This window comes from Paracoccus sp. NFXS7, from assembly GCF_040148865.1.
GTDB classification, from domain to species: domain Bacteria; phylum Pseudomonadota; class Alphaproteobacteria; order Rhodobacterales; family Rhodobacteraceae; genus Paracoccus; species Paracoccus marcusii.
Genome location: NZ_JAKEKV010000003.1, coordinates 53,829 through 71,027, shown reverse-complemented (window position 1 = coordinate 71,027; position 17,199 = coordinate 53,829). Strand labels below are relative to the sequence as shown.

The 17,199-nt window shown below is 69.6% G+C and carries 16 protein-coding genes, 1 tRNA gene and 1 pseudogene; 9 read left to right on the top strand and 9 right to left on the bottom strand.

All coding sequences use genetic code 11. The annotated features are described in order from the left end of the window. Nucleotides 1-60: 60 nt before the first annotated feature. From recJ to LZ686_RS07170, 3 genes are all read right to left on the bottom strand, one after another. Nucleotides 61-1,812 (bottom strand): single-stranded-DNA-specific exonuclease RecJ, encoded by a 1,752-nt coding sequence (gene recJ / locus LZ686_RS07180; protein WP_349547384.1) that lies wholly within the window; start codon nucleotides 1,810-1,812, stop codon nucleotides 61-63. 71 nt (nucleotides 1,813-1,883) lie between these two features. After that, entirely contained in the window at nucleotides 1,884-2,849 is a 966-nt protein-coding gene (gene glpX, locus LZ686_RS07175) for a class II fructose-bisphosphatase (RefSeq protein WP_046000057.1), read from the bottom strand. 73 nt (nucleotides 2,850-2,922) lie between these two features. Beyond that, nucleotides 2,923-3,183 (bottom strand): BolA family protein, encoded by a 261-nt coding sequence (locus LZ686_RS07170; RefSeq protein ID WP_042252842.1) that lies wholly within the window; start codon nucleotides 3,181-3,183, stop codon nucleotides 2,923-2,925. An 82-nt stretch (nucleotides 3,184-3,265) separates the two neighbouring features. Here LZ686_RS07170 and LZ686_RS07165 point away from each other — a divergent pair, with 82 nt between their 5' ends. Next, complete coding sequence (locus LZ686_RS07165) at nucleotides 3,266-3,895, top strand: J domain-containing protein (protein WP_042252844.1); 630 nt, start codon at nucleotides 3,266-3,268, stop codon at nucleotides 3,893-3,895. Nucleotides 3,896-3,913: 18 nt separating this feature from the next. Here LZ686_RS07165 and lnt read toward each other — a convergent pair whose 3' ends face one another. Continuing rightward, a complete protein-coding gene (gene lnt, locus LZ686_RS07160; protein ID WP_349547383.1) occupies nucleotides 3,914-5,431 on the bottom strand; it encodes an apolipoprotein N-acyltransferase in 1,518 nt (505 codons plus the stop codon). Between the two features lie 572 nt (nucleotides 5,432-6,003). After that, a pseudogene (locus tag LZ686_RS07155) lies at nucleotides 6,004-7,554 on the bottom strand (DEAD/DEAH box helicase); the annotation flags it as partial. 270 nt (nucleotides 7,555-7,824) lie between these two features. On the opposite strand from LZ686_RS07155, the gene argS reads away from it, so the two are divergent. From argS to LZ686_RS07120, 7 genes are all read left to right on the top strand, one after another. Next, complete coding sequence (argS, locus tag LZ686_RS07150; RefSeq protein WP_349547492.1) at nucleotides 7,825-9,567, top strand: arginine--tRNA ligase; 1,743 nt, start codon at nucleotides 7,825-7,827, stop codon at nucleotides 9,565-9,567. 73 nt (nucleotides 9,568-9,640) lie between these two features. Then, on the top strand, nucleotides 9,641-10,789 hold the full coding sequence (locus tag LZ686_RS07145) for an SPOR domain-containing protein (protein ID WP_064503546.1): 1,149 nt from the start codon (nucleotides 9,641-9,643) through the stop codon (nucleotides 10,787-10,789). 4 nt (nucleotides 10,790-10,793) lie between these two features. Beyond that, nucleotides 10,794-11,771 (top strand): glycoside hydrolase family 3 N-terminal domain-containing protein, encoded by a 978-nt coding sequence (locus LZ686_RS07140; protein ID WP_349547382.1) that lies wholly within the window; start codon nucleotides 10,794-10,796, stop codon nucleotides 11,769-11,771. A 49-nt stretch (nucleotides 11,772-11,820) separates the two neighbouring features. Then, entirely contained in the window at nucleotides 11,821-12,627 is an 807-nt protein-coding gene (locus LZ686_RS07135) for a segregation and condensation protein A (protein ID WP_148911323.1), read from the top strand. Next, nucleotides 12,611-13,249, top strand: coding sequence for an SMC-Scp complex subunit ScpB (scpB, locus tag LZ686_RS07130; RefSeq protein ID WP_295165862.1), 639 nt, complete (start codon nucleotides 12,611-12,613; stop codon nucleotides 13,247-13,249). Before LZ686_RS07135 ends, scpB begins: the two co-directional genes overlap by 17 nt. Before the next feature lie 3 nt (nucleotides 13,250-13,252). After that, nucleotides 13,253-13,486 (top strand): hypothetical protein, encoded by a 234-nt coding sequence (locus LZ686_RS07125; RefSeq protein ID WP_194886356.1) that lies wholly within the window; start codon nucleotides 13,253-13,255, stop codon nucleotides 13,484-13,486. 38 nt (nucleotides 13,487-13,524) lie between these two features. Next, nucleotides 13,525-14,643: a THUMP domain-containing class I SAM-dependent RNA methyltransferase gene (locus LZ686_RS07120; RefSeq protein WP_349547381.1), complete on the top strand. Its 1,119-nt coding sequence runs from the start codon at nucleotides 13,525-13,527 to the stop codon at nucleotides 14,641-14,643. Here LZ686_RS07120 and LZ686_RS07115 read toward each other — a convergent pair. The 4 genes from LZ686_RS07115 to ihfA form a co-directional block, all read right to left on the bottom strand. Then, on the bottom strand, nucleotides 14,640-15,710 hold the full coding sequence (locus LZ686_RS07115; RefSeq protein WP_349547380.1) for a 2'-deoxycytidine 5'-triphosphate deaminase: 1,071 nt from the start codon (nucleotides 15,708-15,710) through the stop codon (nucleotides 14,640-14,642). The genes LZ686_RS07120 and LZ686_RS07115 overlap by 4 nt on opposite strands. A gap of 72 nt (nucleotides 15,711-15,782) precedes the next feature. After that, nucleotides 15,783-15,860 (bottom strand) — tRNA-Pro (locus tag LZ686_RS07110). A 79-nt stretch (nucleotides 15,861-15,939) separates the two neighbouring features. Next, complete coding sequence (locus LZ686_RS07105) at nucleotides 15,940-16,419, bottom strand: MerR family transcriptional regulator (RefSeq protein WP_349547379.1); 480 nt, start codon at nucleotides 16,417-16,419, stop codon at nucleotides 15,940-15,942. A gap of 15 nt (nucleotides 16,420-16,434) precedes the next feature. Continuing rightward, nucleotides 16,435-16,737 (bottom strand): integration host factor subunit alpha, encoded by a 303-nt coding sequence (gene ihfA / locus LZ686_RS07100; protein WP_042251331.1) that lies wholly within the window; start codon nucleotides 16,735-16,737, stop codon nucleotides 16,435-16,437. Nucleotides 16,738-16,922: 185 nt separating this feature from the next. On the opposite strand from ihfA, the gene LZ686_RS07095 reads away from it, so the two are divergent. Beyond that, on the top strand, nucleotides 16,923-17,198 hold the full coding sequence (locus tag LZ686_RS07095) for a DksA/TraR family C4-type zinc finger protein (RefSeq protein ID WP_349547378.1): 276 nt from the start codon (nucleotides 16,923-16,925) through the stop codon (nucleotides 17,196-17,198). Nucleotide 17,199: the final 1 nt, after the last annotated feature.

Here is a 17,199-nt window from a genome sequence, read left to right as displayed (position 1 = left end):
TTCGCGCTGTCGCGGCAGGTTAGCGGCCGCGTCCGGTCGTGACCAGAACCCCCGGCGGGGTCAAAGGTTGCCGGTCGCGGGTGCCGCATCGTCCAGGCGAAGGCGCAGGCGTTCCCGCCCGCCCCAGGTCGACAGCTCCAGCTTGCCGGCCAGGTGGAACCGCCGCCCCTTGGCGCCGATCAGGCCGGGACCAAGCGGGCCGTCCATCGCGCCCCAGGCCACGGCCTCCATCGGGGGGCTGCCGGGGCTGCGGAACTGCAGGCGCAGGTGGCGGTCGCCCATGGTCGCGGCGCTGTCGATCAGCTGGTCGGAAAACGCAAAGCGCGGCGCGGGGGCGGCCTGCCCGAAGGGACCGGCATCCTCCAGCATGCGGTACATGGGCGCGGTGGCACCCGACGGCTCCAGGAGGCCCGAAATGCGCAGGTCGCCCGACCCGGTGCGGCCCGCCAGATCGCGGGCGATCAGCTCGGCCAAGCGGTCCATCGCGGCGGGGATCTTTGCCTCCTCGACGGTCAGGCCTGCGGCCATGGTGTGCCCGCCGCCCTTCAGCAGCAGACCCTCATGCGCAAGACGCTGGATCGCACGGCCCAGATCGACGCCGGGGACCGACCGGGCGCTGCCCTTGCCGATGCCGTGATCGACACCGATCACCACGGATGGCAGATCGGTCGCCTCCTTGACGCGGGCGGCGACGATGCCGACCACGCCCGGATGCCAGCCCGCGCCCGCGGCCCAGGACAGGCGCGCATCGCCCCGCGCCTCGGCCTGGGACAGGGCCTCAAGGCGGACGGCGGCCTCGATCGCGCGGCGGTCGCTGTTCAGCGCGTCCAGCTGACGGGCCAGCTGATCGGCCTGCGAGGCGTCGCGGCAGGACAGGCACAGCGCGCCCAGATCGGCGCGACCCACGCGCCCGCCCGCATTGATGCGCGGACCCAGTAGGAAGCCCAGGTGGAACGCGCTTGGCGCGCCGTCCAGCCGGGCGATGTCGGACAGCGCGACCAGACCCGCCCGCTGCCTGCGCGCCATCACGGCCAGCCCCTGGCGGACAAACGCGCGGTTGACGCCGACCAGCGGCGCGACATCGGCGACCGTGGCCAGCGCGACCAGATCCAGCATCGCCATCAGGTCGGGCTGCGGCAGGCCCCGCTGGCGCAGCACGCGACCGGCCTGCACCAGCGTCAGGAACACCACGCCCGCAGCGCACAGATGGCCCAGGGCGCCGTCCTCGTCCATGCGGTTGGGGTTCACGACGGCCAGCGCGGGGGGCAGGGTCTCTCCGCCCAGGTGGTGGTCCAGGACGATCACGTCGCAGCCCGCGGCGGCGGCCAGCGCGTCATGCGACAGCGTCCCGCAGTCGACGCAGACGATCAGGTCGTGCGCCGCCGCCAGCGCGGTCATGGCGGGGACGTTGGGGCCGTAACCCTCATCGATCCGGTCGGGGATATAAAGCGTCGCCTGGCGCCCGTGCTGGTGCAGCCAGTCGATCAGCAGGGCGGCCGACGATCCGCCGTCGACATCGTAATCGGCAAAGATCGCGATGCGCTGGCCGTTGACGGCGGCATCGACCAGCCGTTCGGCGGCGACGTCCATGTCGCGCAGGGTCAGCGGGTCGGGCAGCAGGTCGCGCAGCTTGGGCGCCAGGAACCCGGCCGCCTCGGCGGGCGGCACGCCGCGTTCGGCCAGCACGCGGGCCACCGGCAGGGGCAGGGCCGCCTGCTGGGCCAGTCCTTCGGCCAGCCGTTCCAGATCGGCGGGCGGTCCGATCCACCGCCGCCCGGTCAACGAGCTGTCGATGCCCAGAAATGCCGTCATGTGTCTTCTTTGTCCAAAGGCCCCGGGGTCGTCCCGGGACGGGACAGGGGGGCGCGGGGCCCCCCCTTACCTCACTTCACCGGGTTGCGATAGGTCATGCGCCGCACCGATCCGGTCTTGGACCGCATCAGGATGGTCTCGGTCGTCAGGTATCCCGGCTCGCGCTTGACGCCGGCGACGATCGAGCCGTCGGTGACGCCGGTCGCGGCAAAGATCACGTCGTCGGTGACCAGGTCGTCGCGGGCATAGATGCGGTCCAGGTCGGTGATCCCGGCCTTCTTCGCGCGTCCGCGTTCGTCGTCGTTGCGGAACATCAGGCGGCCCCACATCTGCCCGCCCATGCATTTCAGCGCCGCCGCGGCCAGGACGCCCTCGGGCGCGCCGCCCGAACCCATGTACATGTCGATGCCGGTCAGCTCGGCCTCGGCGCAGTGGATCACGCCGGCCACGTCGCCGTCGGTGATCAGGCGGATCGCGGCGCCGGTCTGGCGGACCTCGGCGATCATCTCCTCATGGCGCGGACGCTCCAGGATGCAGACGGTGATGTCTCCGTCCTCGCAGCCGCGGGCGCGGGCCAGGGCGCGCACGCGTTCGGCCGGGCTCATGTCCAGGCTGACGACATCCTTGGGATAGCCCGGCCCCACGGCCAGCTTGTCCATATAGACGTCGGGTGCGTGCAGCAGCGTGCCGCGCGGCGCCATCGCGATGACGGTCAGCGCGTTCGGCATGTCCTTGGCGGTCAGCGTGGTGCCTTCCAGCGGGTCCAGTGCGATGTCCACTTCGGGGCCCTCGCCGGTGCCGACCTCCTCGCCGATGAACAGCATCGGCGCCTCGTCGCGCTCGCCCTCGCCGATGACGACGACGCCCTTGATGTCCAGCATGTTCAGCTGGTCGCGCATCGCGTTTACCGCGGCCTGATCGGCGGCCTTCTCGTCGCCGCGGCCGATCAGCCGGGCCGAGGCATGGGCCGCCGCCTCGCTGACACGGGCCAGGCCCAGGGACAGCATCCTGTCGTTGAAATCCTTCGGCGCGGTCATGTCCCTCATCCCTTCGTGCTGCAGGTTGAGGGCTTTCTAGGGGGCGGGGCAGGGGGCAGCAAGCCTGACGGCGCTAACGGTCGGGGCTTTCCGACAGTTCCAGCGCCAGGGCATGGATCCGCGGCACGATGTCGCCCAAGGTCGCGTGGACCAGACGATGCTGCTGGATCCGGGTCAGCCCGGCAAAGGCGGGGCTGGCCATGCGGATGCGGAAATGGCTTTCGCCGCCATCGCGAAAGCCGGAATGGCCGCGATGATCCTCGCTTTCGTCCAGCACCTGCAGGGCCGTGGGCTGCAGGGTTGCCAGCCGTTCGGTCATCTGGTCCGCGATCATCCGCATATCCTTTCCGTCAAGGGGTTTCATGTCCCGTCAGATAGCCTAAACTGCTCGCCTTGAGTCGCAAAGGTGCCCCAGGATGAGCAAGAACGACCCGTTCGGTTTCGACATTTCCGCCGCCAAGGACAAGAAGCGCAAGACCAAAGGGCGGCGCGGCATGTCGGGGGCGTTCGAAACCTCGACCCGCACCTGCGAGCGCGAGGGATGTGACGAGCCCGGACAGTACCGCGCCCCCAAGAACCCGCGCAACCTGGATGACTATTTCTGGTTCTGCAAAGAGCATGTCCGCGATTACAACGCGAACTGGAATTACTTTCAAGGCCAGTCCGAGGAGGAGTTCCAGCAGTTCATCGACAACGCGACGGTCTGGGAACGCCCCACCAAGCCCTTCGGTCGCGCCGCGGCCGAGGACAAGTGGGCCCGCCACGGCGTCAGCGACCCGCTGGAGATCCTGGGTGCGAACGGCACCGCGCCGGAATCGCGCGCCCAGTCCAGCGCCCGCAAGCTGCCGCCCACCGAGCGCCGCGCGCTGGACATCCTGGAGGCCAAGGACCACTGGACCCGCGCCGAGATCCGCAAGCAGTACAAGTCGCTGGTCAAGGATCTGCATCCCGACATGAACGGCGGCGACCGGTCGGACGAGGATCGCCTGTCCGAGGTGGTCTGGGCCTGGGATCAAATCAAGGACAGCCGGTTCATCCGCGACTAGGGTCGCGGGGGGACACCGTCAGGCCGCGCGCCCCCGGCGACGCGGCAACAGGGCAAAGCCCAGAACCAGCAGCAGCAGCGCCACGACCGGGACGTTCCCGGTCGCAAGCCACAGCGTCGCGGGCAACGCGCCCGGCAGCGCCGCGTCGATCTTGCCCGGCTGGTTCAGGGGCAGGCTGGCCAGGATGCGCCCACGCGCATCGACCACCGCGCTGACCCCGGTATTCGCCGCGCGGACCAGCGGCAGCCCCGTCTCGATCGCGCGCAGGCGGGCTTGGTCCAGATGCTGGTACGGTCCCGACAGGGTGCCGAACCACGCGTCGTTGGTCGCCTGCAGCAGCCAGCCGGGGCGCTGGTCCAGATTGCGCAGATGCTGGGGAAAGATCGCCTCATAGCAGATCAGCGGCTGGAAATCCGGGACGCCGGGCGCGGACATGATCTGCGGGCCGGGACCGGCGGAATAACCGTTGCCCTGCCGCGCGGCAAAGGCGCCGATGCCCACGCGGGCCAGCGCGTCGCCCCAGGGGACGTATTCGCCGAACGGCACCAGGTGGAACTTGTCATAGACCTGGGTGACCTGGCCGCCCGGCGCGATGGTCGCCAGGCTGTTGAAGAAGCGGCTGCCCTCGCGCCGCTGGATGCCCATGACCAGGGGGGCGCCCGCCGCCTGCGACATCATCGGCAGGACCGCGTCCGCGTCCTCCAGAAGGAAGTTCACCGCGGTTTCCGGCCAGATCACCAGATCGCGGGGGCCGGGTTCGGCGGACAGGTCCAGCAGGCGTTGGAAGAAGACCGTGGACCATTCGGGGTCCCATTTCAGATGCTGCGCCGCATCGGGCTGCACGATCCGCAGGGTCATGGGGCGGTCGGCGGGCATCGGTGCGGCCAGCCGCATCGTCCCCGCGATCCACGGACCTGCCAGCAGGGCCGCGGCCAGGGCTGTCGCCATCACCGCGCGCCCGCGCAACAGGACCGGCAGTGCGGCCAGCGCCATCGTCAGCGTGCCAAGGCCCAGGGCCCCGGTCCACGCGGCCATCTGGGCGACGGGCGTGTCGATCCATGCGTGGCCGATCTGGGCCCAGGGAAAGCCGGTGAAGATCCAGCCGCGCAGCCAGTCCGACAGGACCAGTGCCGCAGCGATCGCCGTGGCCTGCGCAGCGGGACCGCGGGCCAGACGGGCGGCCGCGCCGGCCGGCACCGCCCAGAACAGGGCACCCCCAAGCGCCATTAGGATCAGCGCAAAGGGCGCCATCCAGCCGTGGCGGGCAATGTCGACCAGGAAGGGTTCGGTGATCCAGGACAGTGACAGGGCGAACCAGCCAAAGCCCGTAGCCAGCACGTGCCAGAACACGGCGGCGGCGGGCAGGGGCGACAGGCGCCAGATCAGCGCGGCCATCGCCAGCGGCGTCGCGGCCCAGATGCCCAGGGGCGCAAGGCCCAGGGCGGCGATCAGGCCCAGGGCCAGATCGGGCAGAAGACTGCGCAGGGGCGGACGGCCCCCGCGCAGTCGGGATAGCGGGCGAGGCGTGCGGCGCATCACGCCTGCGCGTCAGCGTCCTTGGGCTGCGCGTCGGCGTCGGCCTTCTTGCGGCGGGTACGCTTGGGCTTTTCCGGCGCGTCCGTCGCGGCATCGGCGGCGGGTGCATCGGCGGTCGCGGCCTTGCGGCGACGGGTGGGCTTGGGCGCATCGACCGAGGCTTCGGCGGGGGCCTCTGCCGCATCGGTGGCGGGCTTGCGGCTGCGCGTCCGCTTGGGCTTGGGCGCTGTCTCCTCGACCGGCTCGACGGCGGGGGCTTCGGTTTCGGCCGTCTCGGCCTTCTTGCGGCCGCGGGTGCGCTTGGGCTTGGGTTCCGCAGCGGGTTCGACCGCCGGTGTCTCTGCCTGAACGGGCGCTTCGGCCACGGGCTGCGCGTCCTGAACGGCGTCGGCCGGTACGGTCTCGGGCTGCGTGGCCTCGGGTTGGGCTTCGACGGGGGCTTCGGTCGCCGTCTCGGCCTGCGCCTTGCCGCGACCGCGGCCGCGCGACCGGCGTGCGGGCTTGGGGGCGGGATCGGCGGCGGGGGCCTCTGCCACGGTCTCGGTCGGGGCGTCATCCGACAGGCCGACGCTGCGCAGTTCGACCAGCATGAACTGGGGGATGTGATCGCCCATGCCCATCACCTGCGACCCGCGGTTGTCCTGATCGCGACCACGGCGTCCGTCGCGACGGTCGCCGCGGCGGTCGTCACGACGATCCTCGCGGCGTTCGTCCTTGCGGGTCTCCTCGCGGCGCGGCTGCTCGGCGCGTGCTTCGGGTTCGGGGCGGGGTTCAGGCTGCGCTTTGGGCTCCATGCGGGCCTCCGGTTCGGCTGCGGTCGCGACGGGTGCGGGGGGCGCTGCGGCTTCCGCCTCGGGGCGGGGTTCGTCGCGACGGCGGCGACGGCCGCGTTCGCGCGATCCGCCCTTGCGATCCTCCGTGGCGTTGCCTTCGGCCTTGCGGTCGTCGCGCGCGGGCGCGTCGCCACCGGCAAATCCTGCCGGTGCCTCGACCCGCGGCAGCGAGGATTTCAGCAACTGCTCGATCGCGGCCAGATACTTGTCGTCGGACGGCACGGCGATGCTGATCGAGGTGCCAAGACGGCCCGCGCGGCCGGTGCGCCCGATGCGGTGGACATAGTCCTCGGCGTGGCTGGGCAGGTCATAGTTGAAGACGTGGCTGACCGCCGGGATGTCCAGGCCGCGCGCCGCGACGTCGGATGCGATCAGCAGGCGCAGCTTGCCGTCGCGGAACGATTCCAGCGTGCGGGTCCGCTGGCTCTGGTCCAGGTCACCGTGAATCGGGGCCGCGTCGTATCCGTATTTCGCCAGCGACTTGGCGACGATGTCGACGTCCGTCTTGCGGTTGCAGAAGACGATGGCGTTGGTCAGCCCCTCGCCCTCGGCGTCGATCAGGGCGCGCAGCAGGTCGCGCTTCTGCTTGGCGGCCATGTCGCGGCGGGTGGGGGTCAGCTGGATCAGGCGCTGCGTGATCGTCTCGCTGGCCGAGGCCTGGCGCGCGACCTCGACCCGTTCGGGCGAGTGCAGGAAGGTGTTGGTGATCCGCTCGATCTCGGGGGCCATGGTGGCGCTGAAGAACAGCGTCTGGCGGGTGAAGGGCGTCAGCTGGAAGATGCGCTCGATATCGGGGATGAAGCCCATGTCCAGCATGCGGTCGGCCTCGTCGACGACCATGATCTGAACGCCGGTCAGCAGCAGCTTGCCGCGCTCGACATGGTCCAGCAGGCGGCCCGGGGTGGCGATCAGCACGTCCACGCCGCGGTCGATCAGCTTGTCCTGTTCGCCGAAGCTGACGCCGCCGATCAGCAGCGCCTTGGTCAGGCGGGTGTGCTTGGCATAGGTGTCGAAATTCTCGGCCACCTGGGCGGCCAGTTCACGCGTGGGGCACAGCACAAGGCTGCGCGGCATGCGCGCGCGGGCCCGGCCACGGCCGAGCAGCGTGATCATCGGCAGGGTGAAGCTGGCGGTCTTGCCGGTTCCGGTCTGCGCGATCCCCAGCACGTCGCGGCCTTCCAGGGCGGGCGGGATCGCCCCCTGCTGGATGGGCGTCGGCGTCTCGTAGCCGGCTTCCAGCACGGCCTGCAGCACTTTGGGGTCCAGCTTCAGATCAGAGAACTTGGTCATTCGGGGCTTTCCATTAAGCCGCGCCCGTTCTGGCGCGATGCGTTCCAAGCCGCGCGCCCGTCTGGCGCAGTGGCGGCTAAGTTGGGACGCAAACACGGACGCCCCGCCTTGATGCCTGCCGGATGCAGGCCCGCATCGCGTAGACCAAAGGCGCTGCCGCGTCAATCTTTTGCGTCGTCCGTCCCGCCGGCGGGGCGGTGGCGCGGGGCTTTCGGTTGACCTCTCCCCGTCCGAAAGGGTAACCCCCGGGGGTCAATCAGGAAGCCCATGATGAACCTTTTCACCGATTTGCGCGGCGTCGTCGTCGAGGCGCTGGACCAGATGGCCGCCGCAGGAGAGCTGCCCGCAGGCCTGGATACCGCCAATGTCACGGTCGAACCGCCCCGCGACCCGGCGCATGGCGACATGGCCACCAATGCCGCGATGGTGCTGGCCAAGCCCGCCGGCATGAAGCCGCGCGAGATCGCCGACCGCCTGGCCGCGCGCCTGACCGACCCCCGCATCAGCGCGGCCGAGGTCGCGGGCCCCGGTTTCCTGAACCTGCGCCTGTCGCCGGTGGTCTGGCAGGGCGTGATCCGGTCGGCCCTGCAGGCCGGCACCGAATTCGGGCGGTCCGACCTTGGGGCGAATGCCAAGGTCAACGTCGAGTTCGTCAGCGCCAACCCCACCGGTCCGATGCATGTGGGCCATGTCCGCGGCGCGGTCTTCGGCGATGCGCTGGCGCGGCTGCTGGCGTTCTCCGGCCATGACGTCACGCGCGAATACTATATCAATGACGGCGGCGCGCAGGTCGACGTGCTGGCCCGCTCGGCATACGAGCGCTATCGCGAGGCGAACGGGCTGGAGCCCGAGATCCGCGAGGGGCTGTATCCCGGCGACTATCTGATCCCCGTCGGAGAGGCGCTGAAGGCCAAGTACGGCGACAGCCTGCTGGACCGCCCCGAGGCCGAATGGCTGGAGGAGATCCGCGAATTCGCGACGCAGGCGATGATGGAGCAGATCCGCGGCGACCTGGCGATCCTGGGCGTCGAGATGGACGTCTATTCCAGCGAGAAGGCGCTGTACGGCACCGGGCGGATCGAGGATGCGATCGCGCGCCTGGACACGCAGGGCCTGATCTATCGCGGCGTGCTGGAGCCGCCGAAAGGCAAGCTGCCCGAGGACTGGGAGGCGCGTGAGCAGCTGCTGTTCCGGTCCAGCGCGCATGGCGACGACGTGGACCGGCCGATCCAGAAGTCGGACGGGGCCTGGACCTATTTCGCGCCCGACATCGCCTATCACTGGGACAAGATCGACCGCGGCTTCGAACAGCTGATCGACGTCTTCGGCGCCGATCACGGCGGCTATGTCAAGCGGATGAACGCGGCGGTCAAGGCGCTGTCGAACGGCCGCGTGCCGCTGGACGTCAAGCTGATCCAGCTGGTCAAGCTGTACAAGAACGGCGAGCCGTTCAAGATGTCCAAGCGCGCGGGTACCTTCGTGACCTTGCGCGACGTGGTCGAGGAGGCGGGGGCCGACGTCACGCGCTTCATCATGCTGACGCGCAAGAACGACGCGGCGCTGGATTTCGATTTTGCCCGCGTGCTGGAACAGTCCAAGGACAACCCGGTCTGGTACGTCCAGTATGCCAGCGCCCGCGTCCATTCCGTGCTGCGCCGCGCGACCGAGGCCGGGATCGCGGTCGACGATTCGACCCTGGCGGATGCCGATCTGTCCGTCCTGTCCCACCCGGCCGAGCTGGAGCTGGCCCGCAAGGTCGCCGAATGGCCGCGCCTGGTCGAGAACGCGGCCCGCGCGCACGAGCCCCATCGCGTGGCGTTCTTCCTGTATGAACTGGCATCCGACCTGCATTCGCTGTGGAATCGCGGCAATGACGACATGTCGCTGCGATTCATCCAGGATGGCGACGCGGTCACAAGCCAAGGAAAAATTGCGCTGGTCCGGGCGGTTGGCGTTGTTATTTCATCTGGTCTCGCTATTCTTGGCGTCACTCCGGCGGAAGAAATGCGCTGACCGAATGCGTCGCCGCCGGGGAAGGCTGAGAGCAGGCAAAAGTTAATCCGGGACAACCGGCGGGCAGGCGAACATGGCAGTGATGGACTTCCGCGAAGGCGGCTACGTTTTCTCGCGTCACAAGGTGAAGCGCGAATTCTCTTACGATCAGAACGGACAGCCGGCAGCGGCTGCCGGTCAGGCACAGCACCCCGGGCAGGCCGACGGCCTGCCGGCGCGGCTGGCGCGGGTGACCCATTACATGGGCGCGGTCGCATCGGTGGCGCTGATGGTCGGGTTGATGGCCTGGGGCTGGCAGCTGGTGTCGCGCGACGTGTCGGGCGTGCCCGTCATCCGCGCCGTCCAGGGCGAGGCCCGCACCACCGCCGAGGATCCGGGCGGTCAGCTGACCAACCATACCGGACTGGCCGTGAATTCGGTCGCCGGCGGGCAGGTCCTGTCGCCGACCGAGCAGGTCGCGATCGCGCCGGCACCGGTGGACCTGTCCGCCGATGACGTCGCCATGGGAGAATTGGGCGCCACCGCCCGCGAACCCTCGAACCCGTCGGAGACGCCGTTGACCTTCGCGGGCGAGCCCATCGTGCCGCTGTCCGACAGCGAGGCCCGCGCCCTGGCCGAGGCCGAGGCGGCCGCCGCCGCGGAACGCGCCCTGGCCGATCACGCCGTCAACCAGGCCGCGATCATCGACGCCCCCGCCAGCGAGGGTGCGGTGACCGAGGTCGTCACCGATGAGAACGGCCTTCCGGCACAGTCCGCAGCCATCGCCGAGGCGCTGGCCCAGGCCCAGGCCGAGGCGAACCCCGCCGTGGTCGTTGCATCGGCCCGCCCCACGCCGCGCCCCCGCGTGACGCAGGTCGCCGCGGCACCCGCACCCGTCGCCGCGCAGACCGCCCTAGCGCAGGCCCCGGCGCCGGCCCCCGACCGTCCCGCGGCGGCACCCACGCCGGCCCCGGCACCCGCCGCAGCGCGCAGCGCCAGCGGTCCCGTCGTGCAGGTCGGCGCGTTCGACAGCGACTCCATCGCCAATGGCGAATGGCAGCGGCTGGCGGGGCGCAATGGCGGCCTGTTCTCGGGCAAGTCGCCGGTCATCCAGGAACATCAGTCGAACGGCCGCACCTTCTGGCGGCTGCGGGTCGCGGGCTTTGATTCGCTGTCCGAGGCGCGGCAGTTCTGTTCCGCGCTGCAATCCTCGGGGACCGACTGCCTGGCGCTTGGCGGCTGAGGCCGTGCAGAACGCAACCATTCTGGGCGGCGTGGGCGGTCTGTCCCTGACGCCGGACGAGGCCGCGTTCTTTCGCGAGGCCGACCCCTGGGGCTTCATCCTGTTCGGACGAAATGTCGACGCCCCCGATCAGCTGCGCCGCCTGACCGCGCAGCTGCGCGAGGCCGTGGGCCGCGACTGCGTGATCACCATCGACCAGGAGGGCGGGCGTGTGCAGCGCATGCGCGCGCCCCATTGGACCGACTGGCCGGCGCCGCTGGACCAGGCGCGGGCAGGACCGCAGGCGATGTGGCTGTACTATCACCTGATCGGGCAAGAGCTGCGGGCCGTGGGCATCGATTCGAACTGCGCCCCCACGTTGGACGTGGCGCAGGACAGGACGCATCCCTTCCTGCGCAACCGCTGCTTGGGCACCGACCCTGACCGCGTGGCCGAACTGGGCCGCGCGGCGGCGGACGGGTTGCTGGCCGCGGGCGTTCTGCCGGTGGTCAAGCACATGCCCGGCCATGGCCGCGCGCAGGTCGACAGCCATCACGGCCTGCCCGTGGTCGACGCGACCGAGGCCGAACTGGACGCGGTCGATTTCGCGCCGTTCCGGGCGCTGAACGATCTGCCGATGGGCATGACCGCGCATATCCGCTTTCCGGCGCTGGATGACGGGCCCGCCACGGCCTCGCGCCGGATGATCGGGCTGATCCGCGACCGGATTGGGTTCGACGGCCTGCTGATGACCGACGACATCACGATGAACGCGTTGTCGGGGACGCAGGCCGAACGCGCGGCCGCATCCATCGCGGCGGGCTGCGATCTGGTGCTGCATTGCAACGGCACGATCGACCAGATGGCGCCTGTGGTCGAAGCCGCCGGTCCGATGACGCGGGACGCCATGCGCCGCGCCGATGCCGCCCTGGCCCGCAGACAGACGCCGGCAGAGGCCGACATCGCCGCCCTGACCGATCAGTGGCGGGTGCTGAGCGCTTGACAGGCAGGCGCGGGGACATGACCCTTTGCGCCCGTGCCAAGGAGGCTTCGTGGCCAGACAGGTTCCCTATCTTCAGCCCGTCGCCGATGCCGATGTCGCGCAGCGGCGCGCGGACGAGGCGCTGATCGTCGATGTCGACGGCTATGAGGGGCCGCTGGACCTGCTGCTGACGCTGGCGCGCACGCAAAAGGTGGATCTGCTCAAGATTCGGGTGCTGGACCTGGCCGAACAGTACCTGGCCTTCGTCGAGAAGGCCCGCGCCCTGCGGATCGAGCTTGCGGCCGACTACCTGGTCATGGCCGCTTGGCTGGCCTTCCTGAAATCCCGCCTGCTGCTGCCCCCCGACCCCGAGGCCGAAGGTCCCTCGGCCCAGGACATGGCCGCCCATCTGGCCTTCCAGCTGGAGCGTCTGGCCGCGATGCGGCAGGCGGCGGCGCAGCTGATGGGCCGCGACCGGCTTGGCCTGTCGCGCTTCGCCCGCGGCGCCCCCGAAACCGTCGCGCGCACCCGCCGCACCCAATGGCAGGCGGGGCTGATCGACCTGATGCGCGCCTATGCCCGGCTCAAGACGCGCGACGAGTTCCGCCCCTATGCGTTCGACCGGCATGACATCTTCACGATGGAACAGGCGCTGGACCGGTTGCGGCGGATGATCGGGTTCACCGGCCAGTGGACCGACCTGTCGGTGTTCCTGCCCGACGGCTGGTCGGACGACCCAAAGCGGCGGCGCAGCGCCACCGCCGCGACCTTTGCCGCCTCGCTGGAGCTTGCGCGCCAGGGCCGGCTGGAGATACGGCAGGCGCAAACCTTCGCGCCCATCCATTACCGGCAAAAGTCCCATGACGACCACAGCTGACCCCACCTCTCCGGCGCTGGACGAACAGGCCCGCATGGTCGAGGCGATCCTGTTCGCGGCCGTGCAACCGATGAGCCTGCGCGATCTGACCGCGCGGATGCCGCAGGGCTGCGACCCGGCCGCGGCGGTGGCCCGGCTGCGCGCGACCTATCAGGGGCGCGGCGTGGTCTTGGAACGCATCGGCGACGCCTATGCCTTTCGGACCGCGCCCGACCTGTCGTTCCTGATGCAGACCGAGACGGTGGACACCCGCCGCCTGTCGCGCGCCGCCATCGAGACCTTGGCGATCATCGCCTATCATCAGCCGGTCACCCGGACCGAGATCGAGGAGGTGCGCGGCGTCGCCCTCAGCCGCGGCACGCTTGACCAGCTGATCGAGATGGAATGGGTGCGTGTCGGCCGCCGCCGCATGACGCCCGGCCGTCCCGCGACCTATATCGTGACCGAGGCGTTTCTGGACCATTTCGGCTTGGAATCGGCGCGCGATCTGCCAGGGCTTGCGGAACTGCGCGCGGCGGGGTTGCTGGAATCGCGCCCGCCCGCCGATGGTCTGGGCCTGCCCCTTGTCGGCGGGGATGCGGACCCCGATATCGACCCCGAAGAGTTGTTCGAGGACGAGTAAGCGATGAACGCCAACCAGCTGATCAGCATGTTCACCCGCCTTGTCGCGCGCCGTGCGATGACCTGGGGCATCAACAAGGGGCTGGGCACCCTGTCGCGTGGCAAGACCGGGTCCGGCAAGACGGGTTTCGGCAAGGCAGGGTTCGGCAAGTCGGGGTTGGGCAAGCGCCGCAGCGATGCGCAGATGCAGGACCTGGCGCGCAAGATGCGGACCCTGTCGCGGCTGACGCGTCGCTGAGGCTGGGCTTTCCCCGCGACCCGCGCTAGGGCTGCGCGATGGACAACACCCCTTTCGAGATCTTTCTGGTAGCCACCCCCGGCCTCGAGGCGCCGCTGGCGGCCGAGGCCAAGGGCCTTGGCTGGACCGGCGTGATCCAGCCCGGCGGCGTCACCATCATGGGCGGCTGGACCGATGTCTGGCGCGCGAACCTGATGCTGCGCGGTGCCACGCGCGTGTTGGCCCGCATCGGCGGGTTCCGCGCCATGCACCTGGCCCAGCTGGACAAGCGCGCCCGAAAGTTCCCTTGGGCGGACCTGCTGCCCCGCGACCTGCCCGTGCGGGTCGAAAGCATCTGCCGCGCCTCCCGGATCTATCATGCCGGCGCTGCGACGCAGCGCATCGAACGTGCCATCACCGAAGAACTGGGCGCCCCCCTGGCCACGCCGGAGGATCGCGGCCCGTCGATCACCGTCAAGGCGCGGATCGAGGACGACCTGGTGACCTTCAGCCTGGATACGACAGGCGAATCGCTGCACAAGCGAGGACACAAGGAGGCCGTCGCCAAGGCCCCCATGCGCGAGACCATGGCCGCGATGTTCCTGGCCGAGATGGGCTTTGACGGCAGCCAGCCGGTGCTGGACCCGATGTGCGGATCAGGCACCTTCGTGCTGGAGGCTGCCGAGATCGCCCTGGGCCTTCTGCCCGGCCGCAGCCGCGGCTTCGCGTTCCAGCGATTTGCGAATTACGACGCAGCTGCATTCGCCAAGATGAACGCTGCACCCGCGCCGCGCGACCTGTCCCTCCGGTTCCTGGGTTTCGACCGTGATCCCGGCGCGATCCGCATGAGCGAGGCGAATGCCGCCCGTGCGGGCGTGTCCGCGGTGACGCGGTTCCAGGCCGGGCAGGTGACCGACCTGCAGCGCCCCGACGGCCCGCCGGGCATCGTGATCGTGAACCCGCCCTATGGCACCCGGATCGGCAACAAGGGTCCGCTGTTCGGCCTGCACGGCCAGATGGGCACGGTGTTCCGCGATCGGTTTCGGGGGTGGCGCATCGGCATCGTCACGTCCGAGGCCGGACTGGCCAAGGCCACCGCCCTGCCATGGAAGGCACCGGGTCCGATCGTGGCCCATGGCGGGCTGAAGGTCCGCCTGTGGCAGACCGGGCCGCTTTAGCGAAACTGCTTGGCCAGCTTCAGGCCCTGACCCTGATAGTTCGACCGGATCCCCTCGCCGTAAAGGCGCTGCGGGCGGGCGCCCATGCGTTCATAGACCAGGCGGCCGACAGTCTGGCCGTGCTCCAGCACGAAGGGCGCCTCGTGGCAGCGCACCTCGAGGACGCCGCGTGCCCCGTGCCCCTCATCCCCGATGCCGAAGCCGGGATCGAAGAAGCCCGCGTAATGGACCCGGAATTCCCCCACCATCGCCAGATAGGGCGCCATCTCGGCCGCGTAGTCGGCAGGGATTGCTACCGATTCGCGGCTGACCAGGATATAGAAGGCGCCGGGGTCCAGGATCAGGCGGCCCTCGGTCGTGCGCAGCTCATCCCAGAACTCGGCCACGGGATAGGCGCCGATGCGGTCCAGATCGATCACCCCGCTATGCGGCCGGGCGCGATAGCCGACCAGATCGCCCTGCGCAGGACGCAGATCGACCGAGAAGCCCAAACCGTGATCGATCAGCACCGGCGCACCGCCCACCAGCGGTTGATCCGCATGCAGCGCGGTCAGATCGGCGTCCGACAGGACGGCCTGACCCCGGCGCAGGCGCAGCTGGTTCAGGCGCATGCCAGGCCGCACCAGCACCGAAAAGCTGCGCGGGCAGATCTCGGCGTAAAGCGGTCCGTCGTAACCCTCGGGCAGGCGGTCGAATTCGGTGCCGTCATCGGTCACCAGCCGCGTCAGCAGGTCCAGCCGCCCGGTCGATGACTTGGCGTTGGCGACCGCCGACATGCCCGCAGGCAGGGCGATCCGCTCCTGCAGCGGGATCAGGTAGACGCAGCCGCGTTCCAGCACGGCGCCGTCGGACAGGTCCATCTGGTGCATCTGGAAATCGGCCAGCCGGTCCGCGATGCGCCGCCCGCGCCCGGCCAGAAAGCTGGCACGCAGGCGATAGGCGGTGCGGCCAAGCCGCAGGTCCAGGCTGGCGGGCTGGATCTGTTCGAGCGTGACGGGGGCGTCGGCGCGGATGACGCCTTGGTCGATCAGATCGCGGATATCGCTGTCGGGCAGAACGCCATTCATGTCGCAAGCCCCTGATGCGGGTGGGGGATAAGGGAAACGCCCACCCTTGTAAAAGGATGGGCGTTTTCGGAATGGTCGGGCCGGAGAGATTCGAACTCTCGGCCTTCCGCCCCCCAGACGGACGCGCTAACCAGGCTGCGCCACGGCCCGACGCGCATGCTATAAAGCGATCCGGCAGGCCAGCACAAGGGCCTGGGCGCGGAAAACTTTGACAAATCGCATGCGGGGATCAGGACAGGCTCAACATGGCTTGCGCCAGCCGCATGACGGCAGGCTTGGCGCGCGGCCAGCGGCGATCGGCGGGTGAAATCTGCTGCAGATGACGCGCCATATCGCTGAGGCGTGCCAGCCAGACGGGCGGTTGCGGTGGAGGGCTGACAGGGGCGATGCGTGCGGGTGCGGGGGCAGGGGGCGCCGTCTCGGACTGCGGGGAAAGCTGCTGTGCGCCCCGCCTGCGGACGGATTGTCCGCGGTCGGTGGCGATCTGGCGAATCGCTCCGCGAATCGTCAGCCCGTCGTCGCGCAGCAGGGCACAGATGCCCGCTGCCATCTCGACATCGGCGGGGCGATAGTAGCGTCTGCCGTCGGGGCGCTTCATCGGCTTCAGCGCCGAGAATTGCGTCTCCCAATAACGCAGGACATGCGGCGCGACGCCGATCAGGGTCGCCACCTCTCCGATCGACCGGAATGCCTCTGCGCCTTTCGCCATGGGGTCGGGCCGGGGCTATCGCTTGTTTCCGGCTGCCACGCGATCCTTCATCAGGTGCGAGGGCCGGAAGGACAGCACGCGGCGGGGCGTGATTGGCACCTCCTCGCCGGTCTTGGGATTGCGGCCGATCCGCTCGTTCTTGTCGCGCACCGAAAAGGTGCCGAAGGACGAGATCTTGACCTGCTCTCCCTGCACCAGCGCGTCCGAGATGTGGTCCAGCACGCTTTCGACCAGCTGTGCCGATTCGTGACGGGACAGGCCGACGTCACGGAATACCGCTTCGGCCAAGTCCATCCGGGTCAAGGTCTTGTCGCCCATGATTGATCCTCTTGAATGCGGGAAGGATGGTTCGAATTCCCATGGCTGTCAACGAGGCCCGCGGGGAAATCGTTCCCCGCCCGATACTTGTCATGCGCCGGCACGCCCTTGGACAGGGTAGGGCGATTGATTCCGGCGCGATGCATCCCATCTGTTGAGGACGCAGGATAGCGATGGAGGACAGGATGGCAGGCGGATGGGCCCGCGACGACGCGGTGAACGACCAGATCGATGTCAGCACGGCCGAGGCGATCGCCCGCGCCCGGCTGGCCGCGTCGCGCCGTCAGGCCGGCGACAGCGCACGGATCTGCGCGGAATGCGATGAACCGATCCCCGAGGCACGCCGCGCTGCGCAGCCCGGGGTACAGCTGTGCGTGGCCTGTCAGTCGGGCCATGATCGCGCAAAACGGCCCGCGGGCGGGATGAACCGCCGCGCCAGCAAGGATGCGTTGCTGAGATAGC